The sequence below is a fragment of the Bradyrhizobium sp. NAS96.2 genome, from assembly GCF_001908235.1.
Classification (GTDB): domain Bacteria; phylum Pseudomonadota; class Alphaproteobacteria; order Rhizobiales; family Xanthobacteraceae; genus Bradyrhizobium.
Genome location: NZ_LGHK01000223.1, coordinates 1 through 24325, shown reverse-complemented (window position 1 = coordinate 24325; position 24325 = coordinate 1). Strand labels below are relative to the sequence as shown.

19 protein-coding genes and 1 pseudogene are annotated in these 24325 nt (G+C 65.6%); 11 read left to right on the top strand and 9 right to left on the bottom strand.

Annotated elements, in window-relative coordinates; translation table 11 throughout:
* Both AC628_RS35770 and AC628_RS35765 read left to right on the top strand, forming a co-directional pair.
* Positions 1 to 360, top strand: a pseudogene (locus AC628_RS35770) (long-chain fatty acid--CoA ligase); the annotation flags it as partial.
* A gap of 106 nt (positions 361 to 466) precedes the next feature.
* On the top strand, positions 467 to 1693 hold the full coding sequence (locus AC628_RS35765) for a hypothetical protein (RefSeq protein WP_074131388.1): 1227 nt from the start codon (positions 467 to 469) through the stop codon (positions 1691 to 1693).
* A gap of 561 nt (positions 1694 to 2254) precedes the next feature.
* Here the strand turns inward: AC628_RS35765 and mfd are convergent.
* Together mfd and AC628_RS35755 are read right to left on the bottom strand one after the other, a co-directional pair.
* Entirely contained in the window at positions 2255 to 5773 is a 3519-nt protein-coding gene (gene mfd / locus AC628_RS35760; RefSeq protein ID WP_074131387.1) for a transcription-repair coupling factor, read from the bottom strand.
* On the bottom strand, positions 5770 to 6060 hold the full coding sequence (locus AC628_RS35755; protein WP_074131386.1) for an FAD assembly factor SdhE: 291 nt from the start codon (positions 6058 to 6060) through the stop codon (positions 5770 to 5772). The genes mfd and AC628_RS35755 overlap by 4 nt, the downstream gene beginning before the upstream one ends.
* 142 nt (positions 6061 to 6202) lie before the next feature.
* On the opposite strand from AC628_RS35755, the gene recG reads away from it, so the two are divergent.
* On the top strand, positions 6203 to 8311 hold the full coding sequence (gene recG / locus AC628_RS35750) for an ATP-dependent DNA helicase RecG (RefSeq protein ID WP_074131385.1): 2109 nt from the start codon (positions 6203 to 6205) through the stop codon (positions 8309 to 8311).
* Positions 8312 to 8467: 156 nt separating this feature from the next.
* Positions 8468 to 8755 (top strand): GIY-YIG nuclease family protein, encoded by a 288-nt coding sequence (locus AC628_RS35745; protein WP_074131384.1) that lies wholly within the window; start codon positions 8468 to 8470, stop codon positions 8753 to 8755.
* A 163-nt stretch (positions 8756 to 8918) separates the two neighbouring features.
* Here AC628_RS35745 and AC628_RS46245 read toward each other — a convergent pair whose 3' ends face one another.
* The 3 genes from AC628_RS46245 to glmS all read right to left on the bottom strand — a co-directional run bounded on the left by AC628_RS46245 (position 8919) and on the right by glmS (position 11870).
* Positions 8919 to 9146 carry a rhodanese-like domain-containing protein gene (locus AC628_RS46245; RefSeq protein ID WP_083633258.1) on the bottom strand — a complete coding sequence of 76 codons (228 nt, stop codon included), beginning with the start codon at positions 9144 to 9146 and terminating at the stop codon, positions 8919 to 8921.
* Positions 9147 to 9171: 25 nt separating this feature from the next.
* Positions 9172 to 9948 carry a DUF502 domain-containing protein gene (locus AC628_RS35735; RefSeq protein ID WP_074131391.1) on the bottom strand — a complete coding sequence of 259 codons (777 nt, stop codon included), beginning with the start codon at positions 9946 to 9948 and terminating at the stop codon, positions 9172 to 9174.
* A gap of 95 nt (positions 9949 to 10043) precedes the next feature.
* Entirely contained in the window at positions 10044 to 11870 is a 1827-nt protein-coding gene (gene glmS / locus AC628_RS35730) for a glutamine--fructose-6-phosphate transaminase (isomerizing) (protein WP_074131383.1), read from the bottom strand.
* A gap of 324 nt (positions 11871 to 12194) precedes the next feature.
* On the opposite strand from glmS, the gene AC628_RS35725 reads away from it, so the two are divergent.
* On the top strand, positions 12195 to 13298 hold the full coding sequence (locus tag AC628_RS35725; protein WP_074131382.1) for an acyltransferase family protein: 1104 nt from the start codon (positions 12195 to 12197) through the stop codon (positions 13296 to 13298).
* A 73-nt stretch (positions 13299 to 13371) separates the two neighbouring features.
* Here the strand turns inward: AC628_RS35725 and AC628_RS35720 are convergent, their stop codons facing one another.
* Together AC628_RS35720 and AC628_RS35715 are read right to left on the bottom strand one after the other, a co-directional pair.
* A complete protein-coding gene (locus AC628_RS35720; protein WP_074131381.1) occupies positions 13372 to 14166 on the bottom strand; it encodes an adenylate/guanylate cyclase domain-containing protein in 795 nt (264 codons plus the stop codon).
* Between the two features lie 87 nt (positions 14167 to 14253).
* Positions 14254 to 15303 carry a carbon-nitrogen hydrolase family protein gene (locus AC628_RS35715; RefSeq protein ID WP_074131380.1) on the bottom strand — a complete coding sequence of 350 codons (1050 nt, stop codon included), beginning with the start codon at positions 15301 to 15303 and terminating at the stop codon, positions 14254 to 14256.
* A gap of 160 nt (positions 15304 to 15463) precedes the next feature.
* Between AC628_RS35715 and AC628_RS35710 the strand changes: the two genes are divergently transcribed.
* The 3 genes from AC628_RS35710 to AC628_RS35700 all read left to right on the top strand — a co-directional run bounded on the left by AC628_RS35710 (position 15464) and on the right by AC628_RS35700 (position 18392).
* Positions 15464 to 16414 (top strand): LysR family transcriptional regulator, encoded by a 951-nt coding sequence (locus AC628_RS35710; RefSeq protein WP_074131390.1) that lies wholly within the window; start codon positions 15464 to 15466, stop codon positions 16412 to 16414.
* A gap of 77 nt (positions 16415 to 16491) precedes the next feature.
* Complete coding sequence (locus tag AC628_RS35705; protein WP_074131379.1) at positions 16492 to 16794, top strand: DUF485 domain-containing protein; 303 nt, start codon at positions 16492 to 16494, stop codon at positions 16792 to 16794.
* A gap of 14 nt (positions 16795 to 16808) precedes the next feature.
* Entirely contained in the window at positions 16809 to 18392 is a 1584-nt protein-coding gene (locus AC628_RS35700) for a solute symporter family protein (RefSeq protein ID WP_074131378.1), read from the top strand.
* A 191-nt stretch (positions 18393 to 18583) separates the two neighbouring features.
* Here the strand turns inward: AC628_RS35700 and glmU are convergent, their stop codons facing one another.
* On the bottom strand, positions 18584 to 19942 hold the full coding sequence (glmU, locus tag AC628_RS35695; RefSeq protein ID WP_074131377.1) for a bifunctional UDP-N-acetylglucosamine diphosphorylase/glucosamine-1-phosphate N-acetyltransferase GlmU: 1359 nt from the start codon (positions 19940 to 19942) through the stop codon (positions 18584 to 18586).
* Between the two features lie 184 nt (positions 19943 to 20126).
* On the opposite strand from glmU, the gene AC628_RS35690 reads away from it, so the two are divergent.
* Together AC628_RS35690 and AC628_RS35685 are read left to right on the top strand one after the other, a co-directional pair.
* Entirely contained in the window at positions 20127 to 21506 is a 1380-nt protein-coding gene (locus AC628_RS35690; protein WP_074131376.1) for a hypothetical protein, read from the top strand.
* A gap of 97 nt (positions 21507 to 21603) precedes the next feature.
* Positions 21604 to 21984: a hypothetical protein gene (locus AC628_RS35685; RefSeq protein WP_074131375.1), complete on the top strand. Its 381-nt coding sequence runs from the start codon at positions 21604 to 21606 to the stop codon at positions 21982 to 21984.
* On the opposite strand, the gene AC628_RS35680 is transcribed toward AC628_RS35685, so the two are convergent.
* Complete coding sequence (locus AC628_RS35680; RefSeq protein ID WP_074131374.1) at positions 21944 to 23572, bottom strand: glycoside hydrolase family 17 protein; 1629 nt, start codon at positions 23570 to 23572, stop codon at positions 21944 to 21946. The genes AC628_RS35685 and AC628_RS35680 overlap by 41 nt on opposite strands.
* 245 nt (positions 23573 to 23817) lie before the next feature.
* Here AC628_RS35680 and AC628_RS35675 point away from each other — a divergent pair.
* Positions 23818 to 24325, top strand: a 508-nt coding sequence (locus tag AC628_RS35675) for a beta-1-3, beta-1-6-glucan biosynthesis protein (RefSeq protein WP_074131389.1), incomplete at its 3' end; no start/stop codon positions are given.

Genomic DNA, 24325 nt, shown 5'->3' with positions numbered 1-24325 from the left:
GCCTATGCGCCGCCGCCACCTCCGGGCGACAGCCTGATCGCGCCGCCGCCGCGCGACTACGTCGACACTGAATACGCCGCCCGGCTCGACCGCGTGACCGGCGCCGTCAACATCACCGCTCCGCCGTCGGGGGTCATGACGGTCGGCGGCTACCGCTTCCTTGCCCAGGAGTTGCAGGAATGGTCGCGCCGGCTCGGCCAGGGCGCGTTGTTGACGGCATTGCCGGACCGCCTCAGCGGCCACCGGCTCGCCGGACGGGCGCAGGACAATGCGCGGGCCCGCGACGCCCTGACAGAACTTGGGCTTAACCCGTTGATGGTCGAGGCATTTCGCGACCGTAACGGCACCGGAATGCCGTAAAATCTTATCATTGTGTTAGTCTTAGCATTGTGTTGACGCCGCATTAAGCCATGCCAACTAGCATCGCAGCCGTTGCTGTTCTTAAGCATTGGTTTCGAGCGTTCGAATGTCTCAACAAGGTCCGGTCCTCATCGTCTCGGCGTCGGCAAAGCCGCCGTTCGCCGCGGTCCTCGATGAGACCAAGCTGTTTCCGGTCGTCGTCACCGACTGGAGCGAGGTCGGGCGCGCCATCGAGCAGGTCAAGCCGGCGGCGATCATCGCGGCCGCCGAGAGCGTCGACTTCGTCACCCTGTCGGGCCTGGCCAAGCGCGCCGCTGCCCGCGCGCCCTATCTGCCGCTAATCGCGGTCGATCCCGCGACCACCCTGCCCGACACCGTGATCGCGTTCTTCCAGCACAAGGGCATGCCGGATCGCCTGGTGGCTCGGCTCAACGCATCCTTACGGGTTCGCGCGCTGCACGCGACCGTGATGCGCCGCCTGGTACCTCCGGCGCCGATCGAAATGTCCGATATCGATCCGGTCGGAGAAGCCACGGCGCTGCTGATCGGCCGTGGCGGCGCCTACCCGGCGCTGTCGGTCGCGCTGGGCGAACGCGCCGGCGTGGTTGGCGCGCTCAGCATCGAGGCGGCCGCCAAACATCTCTCCAACCGTGACATCGACGGCATCGTGCTGGCCGAGGGATTCACACCGCGCGTGATGGATGCCTTCCTCACTGTCCTGACCGAGGATGTCCGCTTCCGCCCGTTGCCCGTGATCGTCGCCTCGGGCGAGCTGACGCCGCGTTACGAGCTGCCCAATCTCGAGATCGTCACGGCTGGTCCGACCCGCGTCGCCGACATGGCGCTGCCGATGATCCGCCAGCACGCTTTTGAATCGCGGCTCGGCCGCATGCTCAAGGCGATCGACGCCAAGGGCCTGATCGATCCCCGCACCGGCTTGCTGACCAAGGCCGCGTTCGAACGCGACTTCGCCACCACCGTCTACCAGACCGCCGAGCGCGGCGGCGCGCTTTCGGTGGCGCGCTTCACCTTCGACAACACGCAACCGCGGGCGCAATTCGACGGCGCGCGGATCATCAGCCGGCTGATGCGCCAGGCCGATTTCGGCGCTGTCTATGACGACCGCTCGCTGGTCGTGGCGTTCGCCGGCACCGACCTGCGCAACGCGCAGGCGATCACGCGGCGATTGGCGAGCGTGATGCGCCACACCCAGAACGGCCGCCGCGACGTCAAGGCCGAGCCCACCGTCAGCGTCGCCACGCTGCTGCCGAGCGATTCCGCGATGTCCCTGCTTGGGCGGCTGATCGCGGCGCCCGAGCGCGCGGCGTCGTAACAAGCTGTGTGCCAGCTTATAAGGTCGCAAGTCTTTCGAGTATCGTCCGCAAATCACCGTGGAATCAGTAACCGGCCGGCTGCTTAGCGGGTGCCCTGGTGAACACTGGTCGTAGCCCAGCATCCGGAACAGCCGGACTTGGATAGACGTTCCGCGGGTCGCAGAGCTGACAACCGTTTGGTCCCCATGGCTGCGTGGCCGCCGCCCCACACAGCGGCAGCGCCATGCGTGCCGCGACAGCGGGCGGAACAGCCTGTTGACCGCCCTCGCAATAGTAGGCAACCGCAGTCTTGCTCGCCGATAGTGCAAGCAACGCTGCGACGAACAGAGTTCTCATGCTCGCCTCCAAACTCCTCGGACCCAATCAGCAGAAACGCAATTTGAGAATAGTTCGGGCCCGCGAAGCCGTATAGTCGCTCGTCGAGCCCGCCGGTGCGCCAACCGCTCGCAGACCCTGACGGCCCGCCCATATGGAATAGACGCACCACAGCCTACGGCGCCGCTACCGTCATCCGCGCCGGTTCGTTCGCCGTGAGCCGACCTCCGTCTCTCGGGTGCGGCCTACGCCGCCTTCTTGCTCTCCGCGAGATTGGCGAGCTGTCGCAAGATCTCTGTCGTGCCGGCGAGCCGCTCTTCCGGCGTATCCCATTCCTGGAAGAACACGACCTTCATGTCGGGCCGGACCTTGGCGGCCTGGCCGTGCTGGCGGATGAAGGTCACCAGCCGCTCCGGATGCGCAAAACTGTTGTCGCGGAACGCGATCACGGCGCCCTTCGGGCCGGCATCGACCTTGCCGACATTGGCGCGACGGCAATAGGCCTTGATCGCCGCGACCTTGAACAGATAGCGCACCTCGTCCGGCAGCACGCCGAAGCGGTCGCGCATCTCGGCCGCGAAGGCGTCGATGTCTTCGTCGGTGTCGAGATCGGCGAGACGCCGATACAGCGACAGCCGCACGCTGAGATCGTTGACGTAGTCCTCGGGGATCAGCACCGGCATGCCGATCGTGATCTGCGGCGACCAGCGGTCGGCGGCCGGCTCGGCGACGCCGGCCTTGAGGTTGACGATCGCCTCCTCCAGCATCGACTGGTACAGCTCGAAGCCGACTTCCTTGATGTGGCCCGACTGCTCCTCGCCGAGCAGATTGCCGGCGCCGCGGATGTCGAGGTCGTGCGAGGCGAGCTGGAAGCCTGCGCCGAGCGTCTCCAGCGATTGCAGAACCTTGAGCCGACGCTCCGCCTGCGCGGTGATCTTCTGCTGCGCCGGCAGCGTGAACAGCGCATAGGCGCGCAGCTTGGAACGGCCGACACGGCCGCGCAGCTGATAGAGCTGGGCAAGGCCGAACATGTCGGCGCGGTGCACGATCAGCGTGTTGGCGTTCGGGATGTCGAGACCGGACTCGACGATCGTGGTCGACAGCAGGATGTCGTATTTGCCGTCGTAGAACGCGGACATGATGTCCTCGATCACGGTCGGCGGCATCTGGCCGTGGGCGACCGCGACCTTCATCTCCGGCACGTTCTTGTCGAGGAAATCCTTGACGCCGGCTAGGTCCTCGATCCGCGGCACGACATAGAACGCCTGTCCGCCGCGATAGCGCTCGCGCAGCAGCGCCTCGCGGATCATCAGGGGATCGTGCGGCGCGACGAAGGTGCGCACCGCGAGGCGATCGACCGGCGGCGAGGCAATGATCGAGAGCTCGCGAACGCCGGTCAGCGCCAATTGCAGCGTGCGCGGGATCGGGGTCGCCGACAACGTCAGTACGTGGACCTGGGCGCGGAGCTGCTTCAGCCGCTCCTTGTGGCTGACGCCGAAATGCTGCTCCTCGTCGACGATCAGAAGGCCGAGGTCCTTGAACTTGATCGCCTTGCCGAGCAGCGCATGGGTGCCGACGACGATGTCGACGTTGCCGTCGGTGAGCCCCTTCTTGACCTGGTTCAACTCCTTGGTCGACACCAGCCGCGAAGCCTGCGCGACATTGACCGGGAAGCCTTTGAAGCGCTCGGTGAAGGTGCGCGAATGCTGGCGCGCCAGCAGCGTGGTCGGCACCACGACCGCGACCTGCCGGCCTTCCAGCGCCACGGCGAACGCGGCGCGCAATGCCACCTCGGTCTTGCCGAAGCCGACGTCGCCGCAGATCAGCCGGTCCATCGGGCGGCCGATCTCGAGGTCCTTCAGGGTCGAATTGATCGCCCCCAGCTGATCCTCGGTCTCGTCATAGGGGAAGCGGGCGCAGAACTCGTCATAGACGTGCGGCTGCAGCGGGAATTTCGGCGCCTCGTGCAGCTGCCGCTCGGCCGCGATCTTGATCAATTCGCCGGCGATCTCGCGGATGCGGTTCTTGAGCTTCGCCTTGCGCGCCTGCCAGCCGCCGCCACCGAGACGATCGAGCTCGACATTGGCGCTGTCGGATCCGTAGCGCGACAGCAGCTCGATGTTCTCGACCGGCAGGAACAGTTTGGTCTCCGCCGCATAATGCAGCTCGAGGCAGTCATGCGGCGCGCCGGAGACTTCCAGCGTCTGCAAGCCGACGAAGCGGCCGATGCCGTGCTCGACATGGACCACGAGATCGCCGGTCGCAAGGCTCGTCACCTCCGAGATGAAATTGTCGAGCTTGCGGCTCGCCTTGCGCGGCCGCACCAGGCGGTCGCCGAGGATATCCTGCTCGCTGATGACGGCGAATTCACCGGTCTCGAAGCCGGACTCCATGCCGAGCACGGCCAGCATGGTTTCGTTGCGCGGCGTCGCCTGCACGATCCGCCAGGTGTTGACGCTGGTCGTGTTGAGCAGCTTGTGGTCGCGCAGCATCGCACCCATGCGATCGCGCGAGCCTTCGCTCCACAGCGCGACGATGACCTTCTTGCGCTGCGACTGCAACGCGCCGATATGGCCGACCACGGCCTCGAACACATTGACGTTGCTGTCGGCACGCTCCGGCGCGAAATTGCGGCCCTGCCGCGCGCCGGCGTCGAACACGTCGGCGGTGCCTTCGGGCACCGCGAACGGCGTCAGCCGCGCCAGCGGCGCATCGCCGAGCAGCCTGGTCCATTCGGCCTCGGTCAGATACAGCTTGTCCGGCGGCAACGGCTTGTAGATCGCACCGCTGCCCGGATGCTCCAGCGCCTCGCGCCGTGCGTCGTAATAGTCCGAAATCTGCGAGAAGCGTTCGCGCGCGGCGTCCTCACCCTGCGGCTCGATCGCAATCGCGGCGCCGTCGAGATAGTCGAACAGCGTGTCCATCCGGTCCTGGAACAGCGGCAGCCAGTGCTCCATGCCGGGATGGCGGCGTCCTTCCGAGACGGCCTCATAGAGCTGGTCGTCGCGTCCCGGCGCGCCGAACGCTGCGACATAGCCCATGCGGAAGCGGCGGATGGTTTCGGTGGTGAGCTGGAATTCGGAGACCGGCACCAGGTCGAGCCCGCGCATGTCCAGATGGGTGCGCTGGGTCTCGGCATCGAAGGTGCGGATCGACTCAAGGCTGTCGCCGAAGAAGTCGAAGCGCACCGGCTGGTCGAGGCCGGCCGGAAACAGATCGAGGATGCCGCCGCGCACGGCATATTCGCCGGGCTCGCGCACCGTGGACGAGCGGGTGTAGCCATTGTGCTCGAGCCAGGCCACGACCGAGTCCATCGGCACGACGTTGCCGGGCGCGACCGACAGCGCCTGCGCTGCGACCTGCTCGCGCGCCGGCACCCGCTGCACGGCGGCGTTCACCGTGGTCAGCACGATCAGCGGCTTGTCGGAGCCAGCCAGCCGCGACAGCTTGGCCAGCGCGGTCAGCCGCTGCGCCAGGATGCCGGAATGCGGCGAGACGCGGTCATAGGGCTGGCAGTCCCAGGCCGGAACCTGCATCACGGCGATATCGGGCGCGAAGAACTCCAGCGCGCGGGCAAGCTGCTGCATCCGCGCGCCGTCGCGGCAGACCACGGCGAGGCTCACCGCGGTCCGCTTCGGCTGCGCGGCGATGGCGCGCGCCAGGTCGGAGATCACGAGCCCTTCGGCGCCCTCGGCGACGTTGGCGATGGTCAGCACCCGGCCGGGCGCGAGCATCGCGGCCGGAGATTTCATCGGCTGCTTCATGCGCTGGGATCCGCGACCCGGAACGCCTTGATGCGGGCAAACAGCGCGGTCTGATGCTCTGCAGCCAAAACCTTGTCGCCGGTCAGCGCGGCGTAGAGGTCGGGATCCGGCACTTCGATCAAATGCTCGAGTTCGCCGAGCTCCCGATCGGACAGGTCAGCGATCTCGGCATCGGCAAAGCGGCCGAGGATCAGGTCCATCTCCCGGGTGCCGCGATGCCAGCAGCGAAACAAAAGCCGCTTGCGGCGGTCATCGAGCCCGCTGCTCGATCGTGTCGATCCCGTCATGTCCCAAAATCCATCAAACGCCAAAAGCCCGGACGTGCCGGGCGGGCTTGATATAGCGATGGCGGAGGCCGATGTCAGCCCTCATTCGCCGCCTTTTGGGGTTTCCTTGCGCGCATGCCGTGAGTCGTGTGTAAAAGCACCGATGCGCCCAGCCCTGCTCAATCCGCTGTTTGCCCAGGTCACGACGCTTTCGGGCGTCGGCCCGAAGCAGGACAAGCTGCTGCGCTATCTGCTCGACCGCAGCGAGACGCCGCGGCTGGTCGATCTCTTGCTGCATCTGCCGGCGAGCGTGATCGACCGCCGCGCGCGGCCGAAGATCCGGGATGCTGTGGTCGGAACCATGGTGACGCTGGAGATCACCGTCGACCGCCATCGTCCGCCGCCGCCGCGCAATTCGCGCGCGCCCTACCTGGTCTATGCCAGCGACGACACCGGCGACGTGGTGCTGACCTTCTTCCGCGCCCAGCCCGGCTATGTCGAGAAGCTGCTGCCGGTCGGCGAGAAGCGCTACGTCTCCGGCACGCTGGCGATGTATGACGGCATCCCGCAGATCGTGCATCCCGACCGCGTCGTCGACGAGGCCGGCTTTGCCAAGCTCTCCGGCATCGATCCGGTCTATCCGCTGACCGAGGGGCTGGCGATCGGCTCGCTCCGCCGCGCCATCGCGCAGGCGCTGATCAAGCTGCCGGAATTGCCGGAATGGATCAGCCCCGAGGTGCTGCGCCGCTGCAACTTCCCGCCGATCCGGGAGGCGCTGACCCGCGTCCACGTTCCCGTCGAGCTGACCGACATTTTGCCCGATGGACCGTTCTGGTCGCGGCTCGCTTTCGACGAATTGCTCGCGGGCCAGCTCGCGCTGGCGCTAGTCCGCGCCACGCTGCGCCGTCCCGCCGGCGTCCGCAATGCCGGCGATGGCCATCTGCGCCAGAAGATCATCGACGCCCTGCCCTATGCGCTGACCAAGTCGCAGCGCGAAGCGGTCGCCGCGATCATGGAGGATCTGCGCCAGCCGGTGCGGATGCTGCGCCTCGTGCAAGGCGATGTCGGCTCCGGCAAGACCGTGGTGGCGCTGCTGGCGGCCGCCGCCGTCGCCGAGGCCGGCAAACAGGCCGCGATCATGGCGCCGACCGAGATCCTGGCGCGCCAGCACATCAAGACCATCGCGCCGCTCGCCGAGCGCGCCGGCATGCGCGTTGCGATCCTCACCGGCCGCGAGAAGGGCAAGGAGCGCCGCGAACTCCTGGCGCAGCTCGAGGCTGGCGAGATCGACCTTCTGGTCGGCACCCATGCGCTGATCCAGGACGATGTGATCTACAAGGCGCTGGCGCTTGCCGTTGTCGACGAGCAGCATCGCTTCGGCGTGCGCGAGCGCCTCGCGCTGACCTCCAAGGGCGAGGCCGTCGACGTGCTGGTGCTGAGCGCAACCCCGATCCCGCGCACGCTGGTGCTGACCTATTTCGGCGACATGGACGTCTCCGAGTTGCGCGAAAAACCCGCCGGCCGCCAGCCGATCGACACCCGCGCGGTGCCGATGAGCCGGATCGAGGACGTGATGGACGGCGTCGGCCGCGCGCTCGGCGCCGGCAAGCTGGTGTACTGGATCTGTCCGCTGGTCGATGAATCCGAGGCCGAGGGCACCGAGCACCTCACCAATGCCACCGAGCGTTTCGAGAGCTTGCAGCAGCGGTTCGGCGATCGCGTCGGCCTGGTACATGGCCAGATGAAGGGCACCGAGAAGGATCGCGTGATGGCGCAGTTCGGCGCGCACGAGATCGGGCTCCTGGTCGCAACGACCGTCGTCGAGGTCGGCGTCGACGTGCCGGCGGCGACCATCATGGTGATCGAGAACGCGGAGCGCTTTGGCCTCGCGCAGCTGCATCAATTGCGCGGCCGCATCGGCCGCGGCTCGGAGGCCTCGACCTGCCTGTTGCTCTATAAGGAGCCGCTCGGCGAGATGTCGAAGGCGCGGCTGAAAGTGATCCGCGAGACCACGGACGGATTCCGGATCGCCGAGGAAGATCTGAAGCTGCGCGGCGAAGGCGACGTGCTCGGCATCCGCCAGAGCGGCCTGCCCGGCTACCGCATCGCGCGCTCCGAGGTGCACGGCCAGCTCATCACCCAGGCCCGCGACGAGGCGCTGCGGATCATGAAGGACAATCCGAAGCTGAAGGGCGAACGCGGCGAGGCGCTGCGCGTCCTGCTCTACCTCTACGAACGCGACGAAGCCGTGCCACTGATCGGCGCGGGGTGAGGCTGGTCTCAGCCCTTCGTTGCAGCGCCGAGCTGCTCCCTCATCGTCATTGCGAGCGAAGCGAAGCAATCCATGGTTCAACCCGGGGACAGATGGATTGCTTCGTCGCTATCGCTCCTCGCAATGACGGTATAGGGTACAGCTGGGGAGAACGCCGTGAAGCAACCGTGCGTTTACATTGTTGCCAACAAGCGTCACGGCACCATTTACACCGGCGTCACCGCCAATCCACCGAAGCGTTCGTTTGAACATCGCGAGGGCTTGGTGAAGGGCTTCTCGGCGAAGTACGGCTGCAAGTTGCTGGTGTGGTACGAATTGCACGAAACGATGTACGACGCCATCACGCGGGAAAAGCAGATCAAGGCCGGCAGCCGGTCGAAGAAAATTGCGCTGATCGAGGCGCTGAACCCAGATTGGAATGACCTTCACGACACGCTGATCTGACATTGTCGTCACCGGTCCCTCCCCACCGTCATTGCGAGCCACCCGGTCGGCGCGAAGCGCCGCCGGATGACAGGCTCCGCGAAGCAATCCATCGCTCCGCATACGCGGAACCATGGATTGCTTCGTCGCTTCGCTCCTCGCAATGACGGGGTTAGAGTTGCAGCTAGCCGCTGGGAGTCTCCGCGCCGCCCTCCGCCGGATCAGGCACCAGCTCGTGTCCGGCGGCCTGCCAGCCGCGGCAGCCGCCCTGGATCACGGAGACATTCTCGAAGCCGATCTCGCGCAGCGCCTCTGCGGCGCGCCTGGCCTTGCCGCCACCGCCGCAGGTCAGGATGATCGGCTGCGCGCGATCGGCGAGCGCCGAGTCGGCAGCCGCGCGCCCTCGCCCGATGGCTCACGCGTCTCGCCGGAACTCATCAGCCCTCGACCTTGGCCGGCGCCGCCGGCTGCAACGAAGCCTGGTTGGCGATCCGCGCGGCATTGGCCATGCCGGCGAGCGCCGCGGCGCGTTTCGGATCATTGGCGCCGGGCTGCACCACGCCCGCGGACATGATCAGCGTCGCGGCATCCTCGGTGCTCATCTCGATCTCGATGATCTTGCTCTTCGGCACGTAGAAGAAGAAGCCGGTGGTCGGGTTCGGCGCGCACGGCAGGAACACCGAAATATGCTCCTCGTCTCCGGGGAAGCTCGCGGCGAGCTCGGCGCTCGGCGCCTGCGAGATCAGCACGATCGACCACATCCCGGGCGACGGAAACTCGACCAGGCCGACGCGCCGGAAGCTCGAGCCGTTGCCGGAGAACAGCGTCTCGAACACCTGCTTGAGGCCGCGATAGATCGCGCGCACCGCCGGAATCCGCCCGAGCAGCCGCTCGCCGAGATCGACCAGGGTGCGCCCGATCAGGTTGGCGGTGAGGAACCCGAGCAGTGTCAGCGCGATGACGGCGACGATCAGGCCGGAACCGGGCAACCCGAACGGCAGATAGGTCTCCGGCCGGTAGGCGGTCGGCACGAACGGGCGGACCAGGTTGTCGACCCAGTTCACGAACCACCAGGTCAAATACAGGGTGATCGCAACCGGCCCGGCCACCACCAGTCCGGTCAGGAAATAGTTGCGGAAACGCGCCATCAGCCCGCGCGGGTGATCCGGATGCAATTCGCCAGACGGGTCAGGAGGCACTTGGTCGGAGGTCATTGCGGTTCCAGGGTCGTCGAAGCGGCCGTAGTCCACCACCCAGCTAAGCCATTCTGTCGCATTTTTGAAGAGCCGCGTGACGGCCCGGCTTGCGACTATTCGACCGTGACCGATTTGGCCAGATTCCGGGGCTGATCGACGTCGGTGCCCATCACCACGGCGGTATGATAGGCGAGCAGCTGCACCGGAACGGCATAGACCATCGGCGCGAAGGTCGCCCCCATGTCCGGCATCACGATGGTCACCAGCGACTGGATGGTCGCCTCCGCGGCACCCTTGGCGTCGGTCATCAGGATGATCTTGCCGCCGCGGGCGGCGACCTCCTGCATGTTGGAGACGGTCTTCTCGAACACCTTGTCATAGGGCGCGATCACCACCACCGGCATGTGCTCGTCGATCAGCGCGATCGGCCCGTGCTTGAGCTCGCCGGCGGCATAGCCCTCGGCGTGGATGTAGGAGATTTCCTTCAGCTTCAGCGCACCTTCCAGCGCCAGCGGATAGCTGGTGCCGCGGCCGAGATAGAGCACGTCGCGCGATTTCGAGAGCTCGCGCGCCAGCTTCTCGATCTGCAATTCGGTGGTCAGCGCTTCCGACATCAGCCGCGGAATTTCGACGAGGCCGTGCACCAGCTTGGCCTCGTCGGCATCGGAGAGTTCGCCACGCGCCTTGCCAGCGGCAACCGCGAGCGAGGCCAGCACCATCAGCTGGCAGGTGAACGCCTTGGTCGAGGCGACGCCGATCTCGGGACCGGCCAGCGTCTGCAACACGGTCTCGCTCTCGCGCGCGATCGTCGAGGTCGGCACGTTGACGACCGAGAGCGTGTGCGCGCCCTGCGCCTTGGCGTAGCGCAGCGCCGCCAGCGTGTCGGCGGTCTCGCCGGACTGCGAGATGAAGATCGCAAGGTCGCCCTTGCGCAACGGCGCCTCGCGGTAGCGGAACTCGGAAGCGACATCGAGCTCGACCGGCAGCCGCGCCAGCCGCTCGAGCCAGTATTTGGCGACGAAGCCGGCATAGCTCGCGGTGCCGCAGGCGGTGATCGAAACGCGCTGGATATCCTTGAAGTCGAACGGCAGCTTGACCGGCATGATGACGCGCTCGGCCGCCAGGTCGACGTAGCGGGCGAGCGTGTGCCCGACCACTTCCGGCTGCTCGTGGATCTCCTTGGCCATGAAGTGGCGATAATTCGCCTTGTCGACCAGCGCGGTCGCCGTCGTGTGCTTGATCGCCTCACGATGGACGATGGCGTTGTCCTTGTCGAAGATCGTCGCGCCCTTGCGATTCAGCACCACCCAGTCGCCGTCCTCGAGATAGCTGATCGTGTCGGTGAACGGCCCGAGCGCGATCGCATCCGAGCCGAGATACATCTCACCGTCGCCGTGGCCGACCGCAAGCGGCGGGCCGTTGCGGGCGCCGATCATCAGATCGTCCTCGCCGGCGAAGATGAAGCCGAGTGCGAATGCGCCGCGCAGTTCCGACAGCACCGCCCTCACCGCCTCGACCGGCTTGACACCGCCCTTGAGCAGATTGTCGACCAGATGCACCACGACCTCGGTGTCGGTCTCGGTCGAGAACGCCGCACCCTTGGCTTCGAGGCGCTCGCGCAGCTCGCGGAAATTCTCGATGATGCCGTTATGCACCACGGCGACGCGTTCCGTTGAGTGCGGATGCGCGTTGTTCTCGGTCGGCCGGCCGTGCGTGGCCCAGCGGGTGTGGCCGATGCCGGTATGGCCGCCGAGCGGCTTGGCCTCCAGCCGGGCCTCGAGATTCCTCAGCTTGCCCTCGGCGCGACGCCGCGCCACCACGCCGTTCTCGAGCGTAGCGACCCCTGCGGAGTCATAGCCGCGATATTCGAGCCGCTTGAGCGAATCCACCAGTTGCTCCGCGACCGGAGCGCGTCCAAGAATGCCGACGATGCCGCACATGCGGTTCAATGTCCCCAAAAATCGCCGAAAATTTGCCAAAGCGGCGACACGGTCCCTTAACGGGAATCGCCGGCCGCAAGATACTCAATAATTATTGCCGATTGCGACAGTCTTAAACGGCAAGGTTGATGCGAAACGATGCGCAAGGCTGGTTAATCGGAGCTAACCATGCCGGCACGGAGTCAGATCGCGTGAGCGCGTCGATGCACACGTTAAGGGTGCGGCAAGCCCTTCGCGGCAACCGTGGTCACGGCGCGAAACACCCAGACACCATCAATCACAATTCGCGTTGCACGCCAAGGGTGCCTTCCGGTTGGGAGCCAAGTGAACCACAAGAACAATTTCGACGCTCTGAGGCTGTTCGCAGCCTTCAACGTATTGCTGCAGCATGCGGCCTATCTGCAAGTTCCCTGGCCCAGGCCATTGCCCGTGCTGGTCGCTTACACGTCCGGCGTGCCGATCTTCTTCATCATCAGCGGCTTCCTGATCACCGGCACCTTTTTTCGCCACGACGGAGACGTCCTCGCATATCTCCGCAATCGCTGCCTGCGCATCTATCCGGCGCTATGGCTCAATCTCGCGATCGTTGTCGCGCTGCTGGTCGCGTTCGGCGCGCTGCCGATCGGGTCGCTCCTGAGCCCGGAGTTTCTTCGATACTGGACGGTTATCCTCGCGACGGGCTCGGACTCCCTCGCCAACTGGCTTCTGGCGCCATATCCCTTTGCCTGGAACGAAGCGCTGCCATTTCTGCCCACTGCGGCGCTGTGGACCATCGTGCTCGAAGTAGGGTTCTACCTGCTCGTTCCCTTGATCTTTCTGCCCCCAATCATGCGCCGCCGATGGGCCTCGCTGGCTGTGGTTCTCGCCGTTACCCTTTATTCGCACCATTTGGCCAACGTCGCGACGACAGAGGAGGTCGCAAACCCCCTCTTCTATTTCTGGTTCTTCGGCATCGGCTCGATAGCGTCGCTGCTTTGGCCCCGAATTGACCGGCTGTTCCGTGGCAAGTTCATCCTGTGGGCCCTGCTCTATGCCGAGATGATTGCCCTCGTCGGCGACCAGAACGGCATCGTGTACGCTCACCTGACGCTGCAATCGACCACGCTGACAATCCTGCTTGCCTGCTGTGTCATTTCCGCAGCCTTTACCTGGACCAATCTGTCGAAGCTTCTCGCGGGCAACGACATCTCGTATGGCATCTATTTGCATCACGTGCCGGTCGTGATGGTCCTGCACGCCTACGGATGGCAAGGCTTCCCGGCCGCAGCCGTCTTGATCGTTACGACGACCATCGCGGCGATTATGACATGGCTCGCCATTGAGCAGCCGGCCATGCGTTTCAAAACCCATTCGGCCCGCAAACCGTCGACGTCCGCCGACGGCAAGTGCCCAGACCAGTTGGAAAGCCTGGCGCGCGCCGTCCGCTGATCACCTGGTGGCTGCCCCGGATCGAGGTCGCTTCACCTGGCCGGTGACGTGGCCTGCACGCTTGCACGACACCCTAATGTTCGACCCGGTAGAGCCGCCATCGCTCCGGCACGCCTCTGAGCTGATGCGCGCCGCGATCACTGAAGCGGATCTCGGACTCCGACATCAGATCCTTGACCGCACTCGAGACCAGGACTTCCCCGGCACGCGCTTTCGCGGCGACACGGGCGCCGATATGAAACGCAAGACCGATGACCTCCGCGCCGCTCACCTTGTATTCGCCGGCGTGCAGTCCGATCCTGATCTCCAGCCCGAGCGTGCGCACGGCCTTGACGATCGCGGTCGCGCAGCGGACCCCGGCCGCCGGCTTGCCGAACGTCGCCAGCACGCCGTCGCCGGTCGTCACGACTTCCTTACCACGCAACGCCTTCAGCTCGCGGCGAACGGCCGCATAATAGTGATTCATCACTGTTGCCCAGCGCGAGTCGCCGAGCCGCGCGGCCTTTTCGGTGGATCGGACGATGTCGACATAGAGGATGGTGGCGAGCGCCTGCTTGAGCTCCGACGCCCGTTCAACGGTTCGACGCCGGGTCGCGATATTTCCAACGAGCGGCTCATACCGATGGCTGCGCCGCCGCCCGATCGCGGCCTTGGTGTAGTCCTGGGCACGCTGCACCGTGCGGCAGCGAATGGTTTTTTCCTGCGGTGGAAATGTCCAGTACACCTTGCGTCCGGCTCCAGCGCCCAGAACCTCCACGGCGCCCCATTTCAGGAAAACCGTCGAGCCGGTCCGCCGAATGCACCATGCCTTCGACGTGTATCCGGAGACGTTCGACTGATGGACTCCGATGCGAAGGAATTTGGGCATGAGCGTCCGGCCGAGAGCGCTGGGGGTCCTACCTCCGGTAAAGCGTAGTCAGACATGCGCGCGTTGGCAACAGGACTGGATTGAGGGCTAACCGATCCTCTGCCCGTTCGATCCGGCGTCGGCATCGACGGACGGGATCGCCTGCGCTTCGGCTCCTGGCTGTTGCTCATCGCGAAATCGTGCCGGGGTCAGCCGGCTGCGGTCGACCGTCACGCCAAAAATGTCGAAGCGGTTGTAGTAACCGACCACGTCGTGAAACTGTTTCGGTTCGACGCAACGATTGAGATCGATCTCGGCGTAGGCGATCCCCTCCTGATCCTGCAATGCATCGCCAAACACGACCCCCGTCGGATCGACGAAGAAGCTCGCCGCACGTGGCGTCCGGTCGATCACGTCGGCGATGGTCTTGTCGCGTTCGATGAGGAAGGCGCGCATCGGCTCATCCATATAGCCGGCGGTGACGATCCCGAACACTTTGGCTTCGAAGCAGTGGGCGCTGGCCCGGATGCGATTGGCGGCGACGTTGTCGAAATTGCCGCCGCCAGCCGGGCGTCGGGTCGGCCACATCGGCGGCCAGCTCGAGATGTGCACCTGCTCGCCCTGCGCCATCAGCGCGAAACGAGCCAACGGATTGGTGTTCTCGCCGCAGATCAACCCGCCGATGCGGCCCTGCCGTGTCTGCGCGACCACAAGGCCCGCACCATCCCCGGATGACCACACCAGCTTCTCGTAGAATGTCGGAACCAGCTTGCGGTGATGGACCAGAATTTCGCCGGTCTCGCCGATCAACAGGTTCGAATTCCAAAGCCCGCCAACGCTGACGGCCGAGCGCTCGCTGATGCCGATCGAGACGGTGACGCCGAGGGCGCGCGCCTCGGCGCAAAGCCGCGCCACTTCCGGCCCGTCCGCCAGCACGGATTGCTCGGCCATGCGCACGAACAGGTCGTGATTGTCGATCGGAGGCCACAGCGCCGCCCAGACCGGAAAGGCGGGAATATAGGTTTCCGGAAACGCGATCAGCTCGGCGCCGGCCCTGGCCGCCTCGCGCATGATCGAGATCGCCTTCTCGGTGGTGGCCTGACTGTCGAGGAACACGGGCGCGGCGTGGACGGCGGCAGCCTTGAAGCGAGCAAGCATATGAAAAATCCCGGCTAGGATTGGGGGAGCGAAGCGGTATCATCCCTGCCTCGCAGGCATGCATGGGAATTGTCGCAAGGCCGGTTGCGAAGGATCGGAGCCGCCGCGCGTTGGAACGGGAATTGCTTTGCTGGCAATGGCCGCAATCCGGAGGCAGGTCATGTTCGATACGATCAACTGGGACGATTTGCGGGTATTCCTCTGTGCCGCTCGCGCCGGGAATTTGAGCCAAACAGCAAAGCGGCTGCGGCTGGACCACTCCACCGTCAGCCGGCGCATCGCGCAGATGGAGGCCTCGCTCGGGATCGCGGTGTTCGAACGCCACCGCACCGGGCTCAAGCTCAACGAAGTCGGCGAGCGGCTGTTGCGTCACGCCGAGCGGGTCGAAAGCGCTGTCATCGCCATTCGCGAGGAGGCCAGCGCCAGCGACACCCAGGAGCTCGCCGGGACCGTGCGGCTCGCGACCATGGAGGGGATCGCCTCGCTCTATCTGGCGCAGCGCTTTGCCAACCTGCGGCGCACGGCGCCGCGCCTCTCCGTCGAACTCGTCACCTCAGCCCAGACGGTCTATGTCCATAAGCGTGAAGCCGATCTGTTCGTGTCCTTCTTCCGGCCACCCGGGCCGGGCCTGATCTCGGAGCGTATCGGCAAGTTTCGGCTCGGGCTATTCGCGAGCCAGGACTATCTCGACAATCACGGCATGCCCAAAACCCTGCGCGACCTCGGGGATCATTGGTTCGTGTCCTATATCGAGGACTTGCTCCAGGTCGATTCGGTGCGCTGGCTCGCCGACGTCATCGAGGAGCCGAAGATCGCCTTCCACTCCAACAGCATGATCGCGCAGATGAACGCCGCGGCGGGCGGCCTCGGCATCGTGATGCTGCCGAGTTTTGCCACCAGGGAGCGGCCCGACCTGATCCCCGTGCTGCCCGCCCTCGCCGGCACCGTTCGCGAGGTCTGGCTCAACGTCCACAGCGACCTGCAATTTGCCCCGCGCATCCGCGCCGTCCGCGCCTTCTTGAAAAATACCCTGAAGCAGGACCCCGACATGCAGGTCACGCTGGCCGACGCCTTGCCGCAGCCGCGCACAGCAGATTGCAAAAATCCATAATTCCCTTCCGTGGGGGCCCGGCTGAAGCTCGTCCGATTGGCGCAAGGCAAAGCGCGCTTAAGTCTTAGGGAGCCAATATGGACAGGGTTATTCCCGGCAATGCCGGTCCGGCGCCGAGCGGCGTCGCATTGGCCAGGAAGCTGGCCAGGACGCGGCTGACCGTCGCGCTCGTTCTCAGCGTCGCGATGATCGTGATCTATTTCGGTTTCATGGCGCTGTTCGCGTTCGACAAGCCGCTGCTCGGCACCATCCTGATGCCGGGCCTGTCGCTTTGCATTGTGCTCGGTCCGCTCGTCATCATCTCCTCGTTCGTGCTCTGCCTGGTCTACGTGCTGTGGGCGAACCGGGTGCTCGATGCCGGCATCCGCGAGCTTCGCTAACGGGGCAGGCAAAGATGGGCAGCAGCACGCTTTCGATCGGGTTCTTCTTCGCCTTCATGGCGTTGACGCTGGGGATCACCTATTGGGCCGCGCGGCGCACGCGCACCACCGAGCACTTCTTTGCCGCCGGCGGCCAGGTCACGCCGTGGCAGAACGGCTGGGCACTTGCGGGGGATTTCCTGAGCGCCGCCGCGCTGCTCGGAATTGCAGGGATCGTCACCTCGAACGGCTTCGACGGCATGATCTATTCGATCGGGTGGCTGGTCGGCTGGCCGATCATTCTGTTCCTGATCGTCGAACCCCTGCGTAACGTCGGCCGCTTCACCTTCGCCGACGTCGTCGCCTATCGCCTGCGCCAGCGCCCGGTGCGCCTCGCCGGCGCCGTCGGGACACTTGCCGTCATCCTGTTCTACCTGATCGCCCAGATGGTCGCGACGGGATCGCTGATCAAGCTGCTGTTCGGCCTGCCCTACACCTGGTCGGTCGTCGTGGTCGGCAGCGTGATGCTGGTCTACGTCCTGTTCGGCGGCATGTTGGCGACGACCTGGGTGCAGGTGGTGAAGGCTGCGCTGCTGATGGGCGGCGGCATCCTGCTCGCCTTCCTGGTCTTGACCCATTTCGACATGAACCCGTTGAAGCTGTTCGCCGCGGCGTCCGAGAAATACGGCACCAAGGTCCTGCAGCCGGGATCGAAGGTGGTCTCGGGCCAGTGGGATGCCATCTCGCTCGGGCTCGGCCTGATGTTCGGGACCGCCGCGATGCCGCATGTGCTGATGCGGGCCTATACGGTGAAGGATGCCAAGGCCGCGCGGCTGTCGATCCTCTATGCCACCGGCTTGATCGGCGTCTTTCATCTCATGGTCTTCATCATCGGCTTTGGCGCCATGGTGCTGGTCGGCGCCGACGCGGTGGCCAAGGCCGGAGGTGGCGGCAACATGGCCGCGCCCCTGCTCGCACTCACCGTCGGCGGCAACGCTTTCTTCGGCTTCATCTGCGCGGTCGCGTTCGCGACCATGCTCGCCGTCGTCGCAGGGCTGACGCTGTCGGGCGTCGCCACGCTCTGTCACGACGTCTGGACCAATGTGATCCGCAACGGCGCCGCTTCCGAGGCCGAGCAGCTCAAGGTCGCGCGCGTCGCAACCGTTGTGATTTCCATCTTCGCCATCATGCTTGGCATCGCGTTCGAAGGCCAGAACGTCGCCTTCATGGCGGGCCTCGCGTTCTCGATCGCCTGCGCCGCGAACTTCCCCTCGCTCGTGCTCTCCATCACCTGGCGCCGCTTCACGACGCCCGCGGCCGTGGCGAGCATCCTCGTCGGCACGCTGAGCTCGCTGGTGCTGATCTATCTGTCGCCAACCATCCAGGTCGACATTCTCGGCAAGCCGCTGGCCGCGATCGAGCACCAATGGTGGTTCGTGTCGCTGCGCAATCCGGCGATCATCAGCATGCCGCTCTCCTTTGCGGTCGCGATCCTGCTGTCGCTGGTCACGCGGGAGAAGAACGCAAATCTCGCCTTCGACGAGATGCAGCGGCGCATCCTGCTCGGACCGGTCCAGCCGACCACCAGCGAGCCCGCCCGGGCGAAGAGTGCGGCGTGATTCACTGAACGTGCAACACATTCGGTGTCGTCCCGGCCTTGAGCCGGGACCCATAACCACGAGCGCCAATTGGTTTGCAGCGCTGTGGCCGCAGCTTGCTCCAACAACACGACCCTGTGGTTATGGGTCCCTGCTTTCGCGGGGACGACGTCTTGGTGCGGAGACAGGCTCGCGATCACATTAGGAGAAGACTACTTCCCCTTCGCCGCCTTCTCTTTCAGCTTCGCCGCGCGGTAGCGCGCGGCGCCGCCTTCGCGGATCGACTGCTCGCTGCGCTCGAGCGCCATCGCGTCGTCGGGGACGTCCTTGGTGATGACGGAGCCGGAGCCGATATAGGCGCCCTTGCCGATCGTAACTGGCGCGACCAGCGAGGAATTGGTGCCGACGAAGGCGCCCTCGCCGATCAGCGTCTTGTGCTTGAGGAAGCCGTCATAGTTGCAGGTGATGGTGCCGGCGCCGAGGTTGGAATTGGCGCCGACATGGGCGTCGCCGACATAGGAGAGATGGTTGACCTTGACGCCGGCCTCGAGCACGGCAGCCTTGGTCTCGACGAAATTGCCGATCCGCGCGCCGTCGCCGAGCGAGGTGCCCGGCCGCAGCCGCGCATAGGGACCGACCGACACCTTCTTGCCGACCTTCGCCTCGACGATGTGCGAGAACGAATGGATCACGGCGCCGTCGTCGATCAAGACGCCCGGTCCGATCACCACGAACGGCTCGATCACGACGTCCTTGCCGAACTTCGTGTCGGCGGCGAGATGGACGGTGTCCGGCGCGATCAGGGTCACGCCGGCCTCGAGCGCCTGCTTGCGCAGCCGCGCCTGCATCACGGCCTCCGCCTCAGCGAGCTGCGCCTTGGTGTTGATGCCGCGCACTTCGTCTTCGCCGGTTTCGATCACGACGGCCTCCAGTCCCAATTCCCTGACAATGCCGACGGCATCGGTCAGATAATATTCGCCCTTGGCGTTGGCATTGCCGATCTTCTCGATGATCGCGAGTGCCTTCCTGCCGTCGAACGCCATCACACCAGCATTGCACAGCGTGATCTTGCGCTCTTCAGGGCTGGCGTCGGCCTGCTCGCGGATCGCAACCAGTCTGCCGTTCTCGACCACCAACCGGCCATAGCCGGTCGGGTCGGCGGCCTGGAAGCCGAGTACCGCCAGTGCTGCGCCGTCGCGCAGCGGCGCACGCAGGCGCGCAAAGGTCTCGGCCGAGATCAGCGGCGTGTCACCGAACGCGACCAAGAGGTCGTCGGCACTGCTCGCGATCGCCTCGCGCGCGGCCAGCACCGCATGCGCCGTGCCGAGCCGCTCGCGTTGCACGAAGGTCTGCGCGTCGGGCCGCACCCGGCGGGCCTCGGCGGCGACCGCCTCATGGTCGGGGCCGATCACGACCGCGAGCTGCGAGCCCTCGCCGGAGGCGGCGGCATTGAGCACATGCGCCAGCAGCGCCTGCCCGGCCACGGGGTGCAGCACTTTCGGCAGCGACGAGCGCATCCGCGTGCCCTCGCCGGCCGCAAGCACCACTGTCAGGCTGGTTCGCGCAGTCATTCGAAAATCCCCGATGTCTCGCGCAGCTCGCTGCGCAACGCCTAGTTCGAGGCCGTCTTTAATTGTTTTCCCCGGCAGAAGAAACCGTTTCGCCCTCGCGGTCCTCCGGATTCAAGTTCCCGGTCCATTTCCTGTTAATCTTTGCTTCGTGATTCGGCGGGCCTTGAGGAGGGCCAAGCGGGCTTTGGCCAAAGATCGCGACAATCTGGCGGCGGATTTCGATACCGAGAGCACCTCCGGCTTTTTGGCCGAGGAGGAGGCTTTCGATCGCCGCATGCTGTGGCGCCTCGGCTCGTGGGGCGTGGCCGCGGTCGGCGCCGTCACCGTCGCCGTGATGGCCAACCAGTCGGCGCTGACAATGCGGCGCGACCTGGTCGCCGCATCAGACATCGCACGCCAGGCCCAGCAGCTGCAGACGCTGGCGAAGGAAAGCCACAACGAGACGCGCCGGCTCGCTTCCGCGATCGATACGCTGAACGGCGACCGCGACCGGCTCTATTCGCGTATGACCACGCTGGAACAGGGGCTCGACTCCGTGACCGGCACGATCGCCAAGCAACCGGCAGCACTCGTGCCGGCGCCAGCAACATCGGCAGCCGTGCCTGGTACGCCGCCGGGCTCCGCCAATTCGGCACCAGCCGTTGCCGCGGTCGCAACGGCGCCACCGGCCGCATCGGACAAACCGGTGGCAACCGAGAAGGTCCCTGCATCCGCCGACAGCAAGGTCTCGGCACCGATCGACAAGCCGGTAGCTGCGGCCGAAAAGCCCGTGGTGGCCGACAAGAAGCCTGCGCCCGCCACAACCAGGCAACAGGCTGCGGAGAAGCCGTCGGCATCCGACAATCCGCTGCCGGCTTCACCCAACACCCCATCCGTTGCCAGTCCGATGAGCGCCGCGGCCGCCGCAGCCAGTGCCGAGGATGCGAAAATGGCCGCACCGGCTTCCGCACCGGTCGCCGACAAGCCGCCAGCCGAGAAGCCGCTGCTGGCATTGTTCGAACCCGCGGCGAGCAAGGCAAACGAAGCGGTCAAGCCGCCGACCGCCAACGACGTCAACGCCGCGCCGATCCCTCCGCTGGTGATCACACCGGATCCGGACTCCGATGTTGAAGACGATGCGCCGAAGGCGCAGATCCACCGCACCGAGTTCGGCGTCGACCTCGGCACCGCAAATTCGGTCAATGGACTGCGTGCGCTTTGGCGCGGCCTGCTGAAGTCGAAGGCCAACGCGCCGTTGGCCGCGCTGCGGCCGATCATCGTCATCAAGGAAAACAGCAACGGGCTCGGCATGCAGCTGCGCCTGGTCGCCGGACCGCTGAACGACGCCGGAACCGCCGCCAGGATCTGCGCCGGCCTCAGTCTGGTGCAGCGGACCTGCGAGACGGCGATCTATGACGGCCAGCGGTTGGCCTTGAACGAGCCGCCAGCCACAGCCAGGCCGGCGCCGCCGCACCGTCGGCTGGCGCCGAAGCGCACCACCATTGCTCCACCGCAACCAGCCGCCGAGGAAAAGAAGCCGGAGCCTGCGACGATCTCCTCGATGTTCCGGCGGAACAGCCAATAATCATGTTCTGCGAAGCGATTGCGGCCAAATTCTCAACCGATTTCGCTGCTTCTCCCCGAGCCTTGTCCCAGCCTCCGTTCCCGACCATAGTGCCGCAATGACAAAACCTCCGTTCCGCCTCTCCCCCTATCAGGTCCAGTTCCTGATGGTCGTCGGCTTCCTCACCGTCGGTTACGCGCTCTACGTGCGCTATCTGGCCATCGAGTTCTCGCCGGTCGCGCTGGCGTGCGACGCCGGCACGCAGACCATGCTCTGCAAGGCGCGCGCGCTCTCGACCGTGCTGTTCAAGAACTCGGTGTTCGGCATCACCGCGCTGGTGATTGCGCTGTTGAACCTGATGCGGCCCTCGATCGTGCTGCTCACCGGCGGGCTGATCGCCGCCGGGCTCGGGATCGTGCTCTACAACGTCGTGTTGTCGGGGCTTGCGATCGGGCTGTTCATCCTGGGTTTTGCGCGGCCCGCGCCCGCCACAGCGTAGCTGATAGCAAGAGGTACATCACGCAGGTCCAGTCCGACTGCCAGTTGATCGTGCCCTCGTTGTAGATCGTGTAGAGGGCGGCGATCGCGAGCAGGCCGGCGAACACCGATTCCGCGAGCGGCCGGATGCCTTCCTTCGGGCGGTTGAGCATGGTCAGCAGGGCGAACGGCACCACGGCCATCGTCAGCGAGGCGTACGGGAAGTCGCGATAACGCGGATCGAAGGCGAAGCCGAGCGCGGTTTCGGCGGCGATGACGGTGGTGACCGCCAGCACGATCGCCAGCAGCGCACCGATCGCGCCCTTGCCGCGATAGTCGCGCGGCCCGATCAGCTCCAGGAAGGTCGGCAGCGAGCGTCCGGCGATCAGCGCATGCGCGGTCAGCAAGGGCGCGATGATCGCGGCCGCGAGCAGCACGCCCCAATGCAGAAAGCCGCTAATGCCGTAGCTCTCGTAGTAAATCTTGTCGCCGGCGATCCCGAGCAGCGTCCCCGCCGTCGTCGCCGAAATGCCGACCGCGATCCAGGCCGACGGCCGCGGCGTCCAGGGCCGGCGGCGCAGCGTCAGCCAGGCCACCAGGAAGGTGGCGACCGACAGCGCCATGCCGCCCGCCATCTGCAGCTTCCAGGCCGGATAGTTGGTGATCGCGACGCCGGGCGGATATTTGACCTGCCGCTTGACCGAATCGAACAGGCCCCAATTGCCGCCGACGGTGCCCTCGAGCATGCGCTTCCAGGGCTGGTCATAGGCCTCGATCAGGTTGACGCGAAAACCCTCGCGCTTGGCGAGGTCGAGGATCTCCGACACCACCCGCGCCTGGTTGGTGCGCGACGGCAATGCGCCCTCCCGCATCCGTCCCTGGCTCGGCCAGCCGGTCTCGCCGATCAGGATCTCCTTGCCCGGGAACGTCACCGCCATCCGCTTGCGGATCTCGTCGACATGCGCGGCGGCGTATTTGGCCTTGACCGGGATGTCCTCCCAATACGGAAGGATGTGAATGGTGATGAAATCGACCGCGTCATAGATCTCGCGGTTCTTTACCCAGTATTCCCAGACGTCGGCATAGGTGACCGGGATATTGCCTGCCGAAGCCTTCACCGCGCGGATGTTGCCGGCAAGATCGGCAGCCGTCATCTCGCCGCGCAGCAGCACCTCGTTGCCGACGATCAGCGAGGTCACCACGCCGGGATATTCCTTGGCGAGCCGCACCGCAATCGCGATCTGCTGCAGGTTCTTGAAGCGGTTGCTGCTGAGCCAGATGCCCTGCATCACCTTCAACCCGACCTTGGCCGCGACGCCGGGGACCTGGTCGAGGCCGTTCTCGATCGAATAGGTGCGCACGCAGTCGGTCACCTTGGCGAGATCGGCGAGGTCCTGCTCGATCTGCTCGACCGGAACCTGCGTGGTGGGGTCCAGCGGCGTCTGGGCGCCGCGGAACGGCGTGTAGGACACGCATTGCAACTTTGCGGCAGGATCGATCGGCGCGCGCGCGAGCGTAATCGGCGTGGCGAGCCACCACCACACAGATGCAATCACGGCGAGCGAGATCAGGAGAAGCGCCAGCGGCGTACGAAGCGAAATCGGTTCCATCCTCCGGGGGACCGTCGAATTAGCCGGTCACAGCCCGTCTGCCAAGTGTAGGATTAGGTCATTACCATGGTTGTCCTGCGACAGTTTTGCGCTGGTTCGATAAAGTTGTGAGTTTGCTGGACAAAATACCAAATTCCAGTCATCTGACTCCGCCAGAGTCTCCGCCGCACTGGAGACCTATTTGGACGGCATCACGCGAGCCGTTAGGATGATCCCGCGGGGGCAGGAACATTATCGGGGAATACATGCGTCGACGGCTGCTTGAGTTGAAGAACACTGCTTTGCGCCACCTTGCCGTAACGGGCCTTGCCGCAAGCCTTGTCGTAGGTCTTGCGCTCCTGACCGGAGCCGGCGGCGCGTTCGCCCAGAGCGGCACGCCGAATCCGCCGGACCAGGCCAAACAGCAGCCTGGGCAGGCCGACGCCAATGCAAATGCCGTACGGGAGGCCAACCAGCGCAAGGTCGAGGAATTCGTCGAGGCCCAGCAGGCCATCAACGGACCGGCCGGCAATCCGGAATGCGTCTGGCTCGGCCGCCGCGTGGTCCGCCTGATGTGGAACGACGACCTCGACACCGCCTTCCGCCACCTCGACCTTTATGACCGGTTCGGCTGTCCCGGCGGCCACGTCCAGGCCGCCTTCCGCTGCCTGACCCGGTTCGGCGCCCAGATCGACGACAAGGTGCGCGGCAGCCTCGATGGCCGCATCCACGCCTGCTGGATCAATCCGGGCGCCCAGCCGCAGGCCGCGGCAG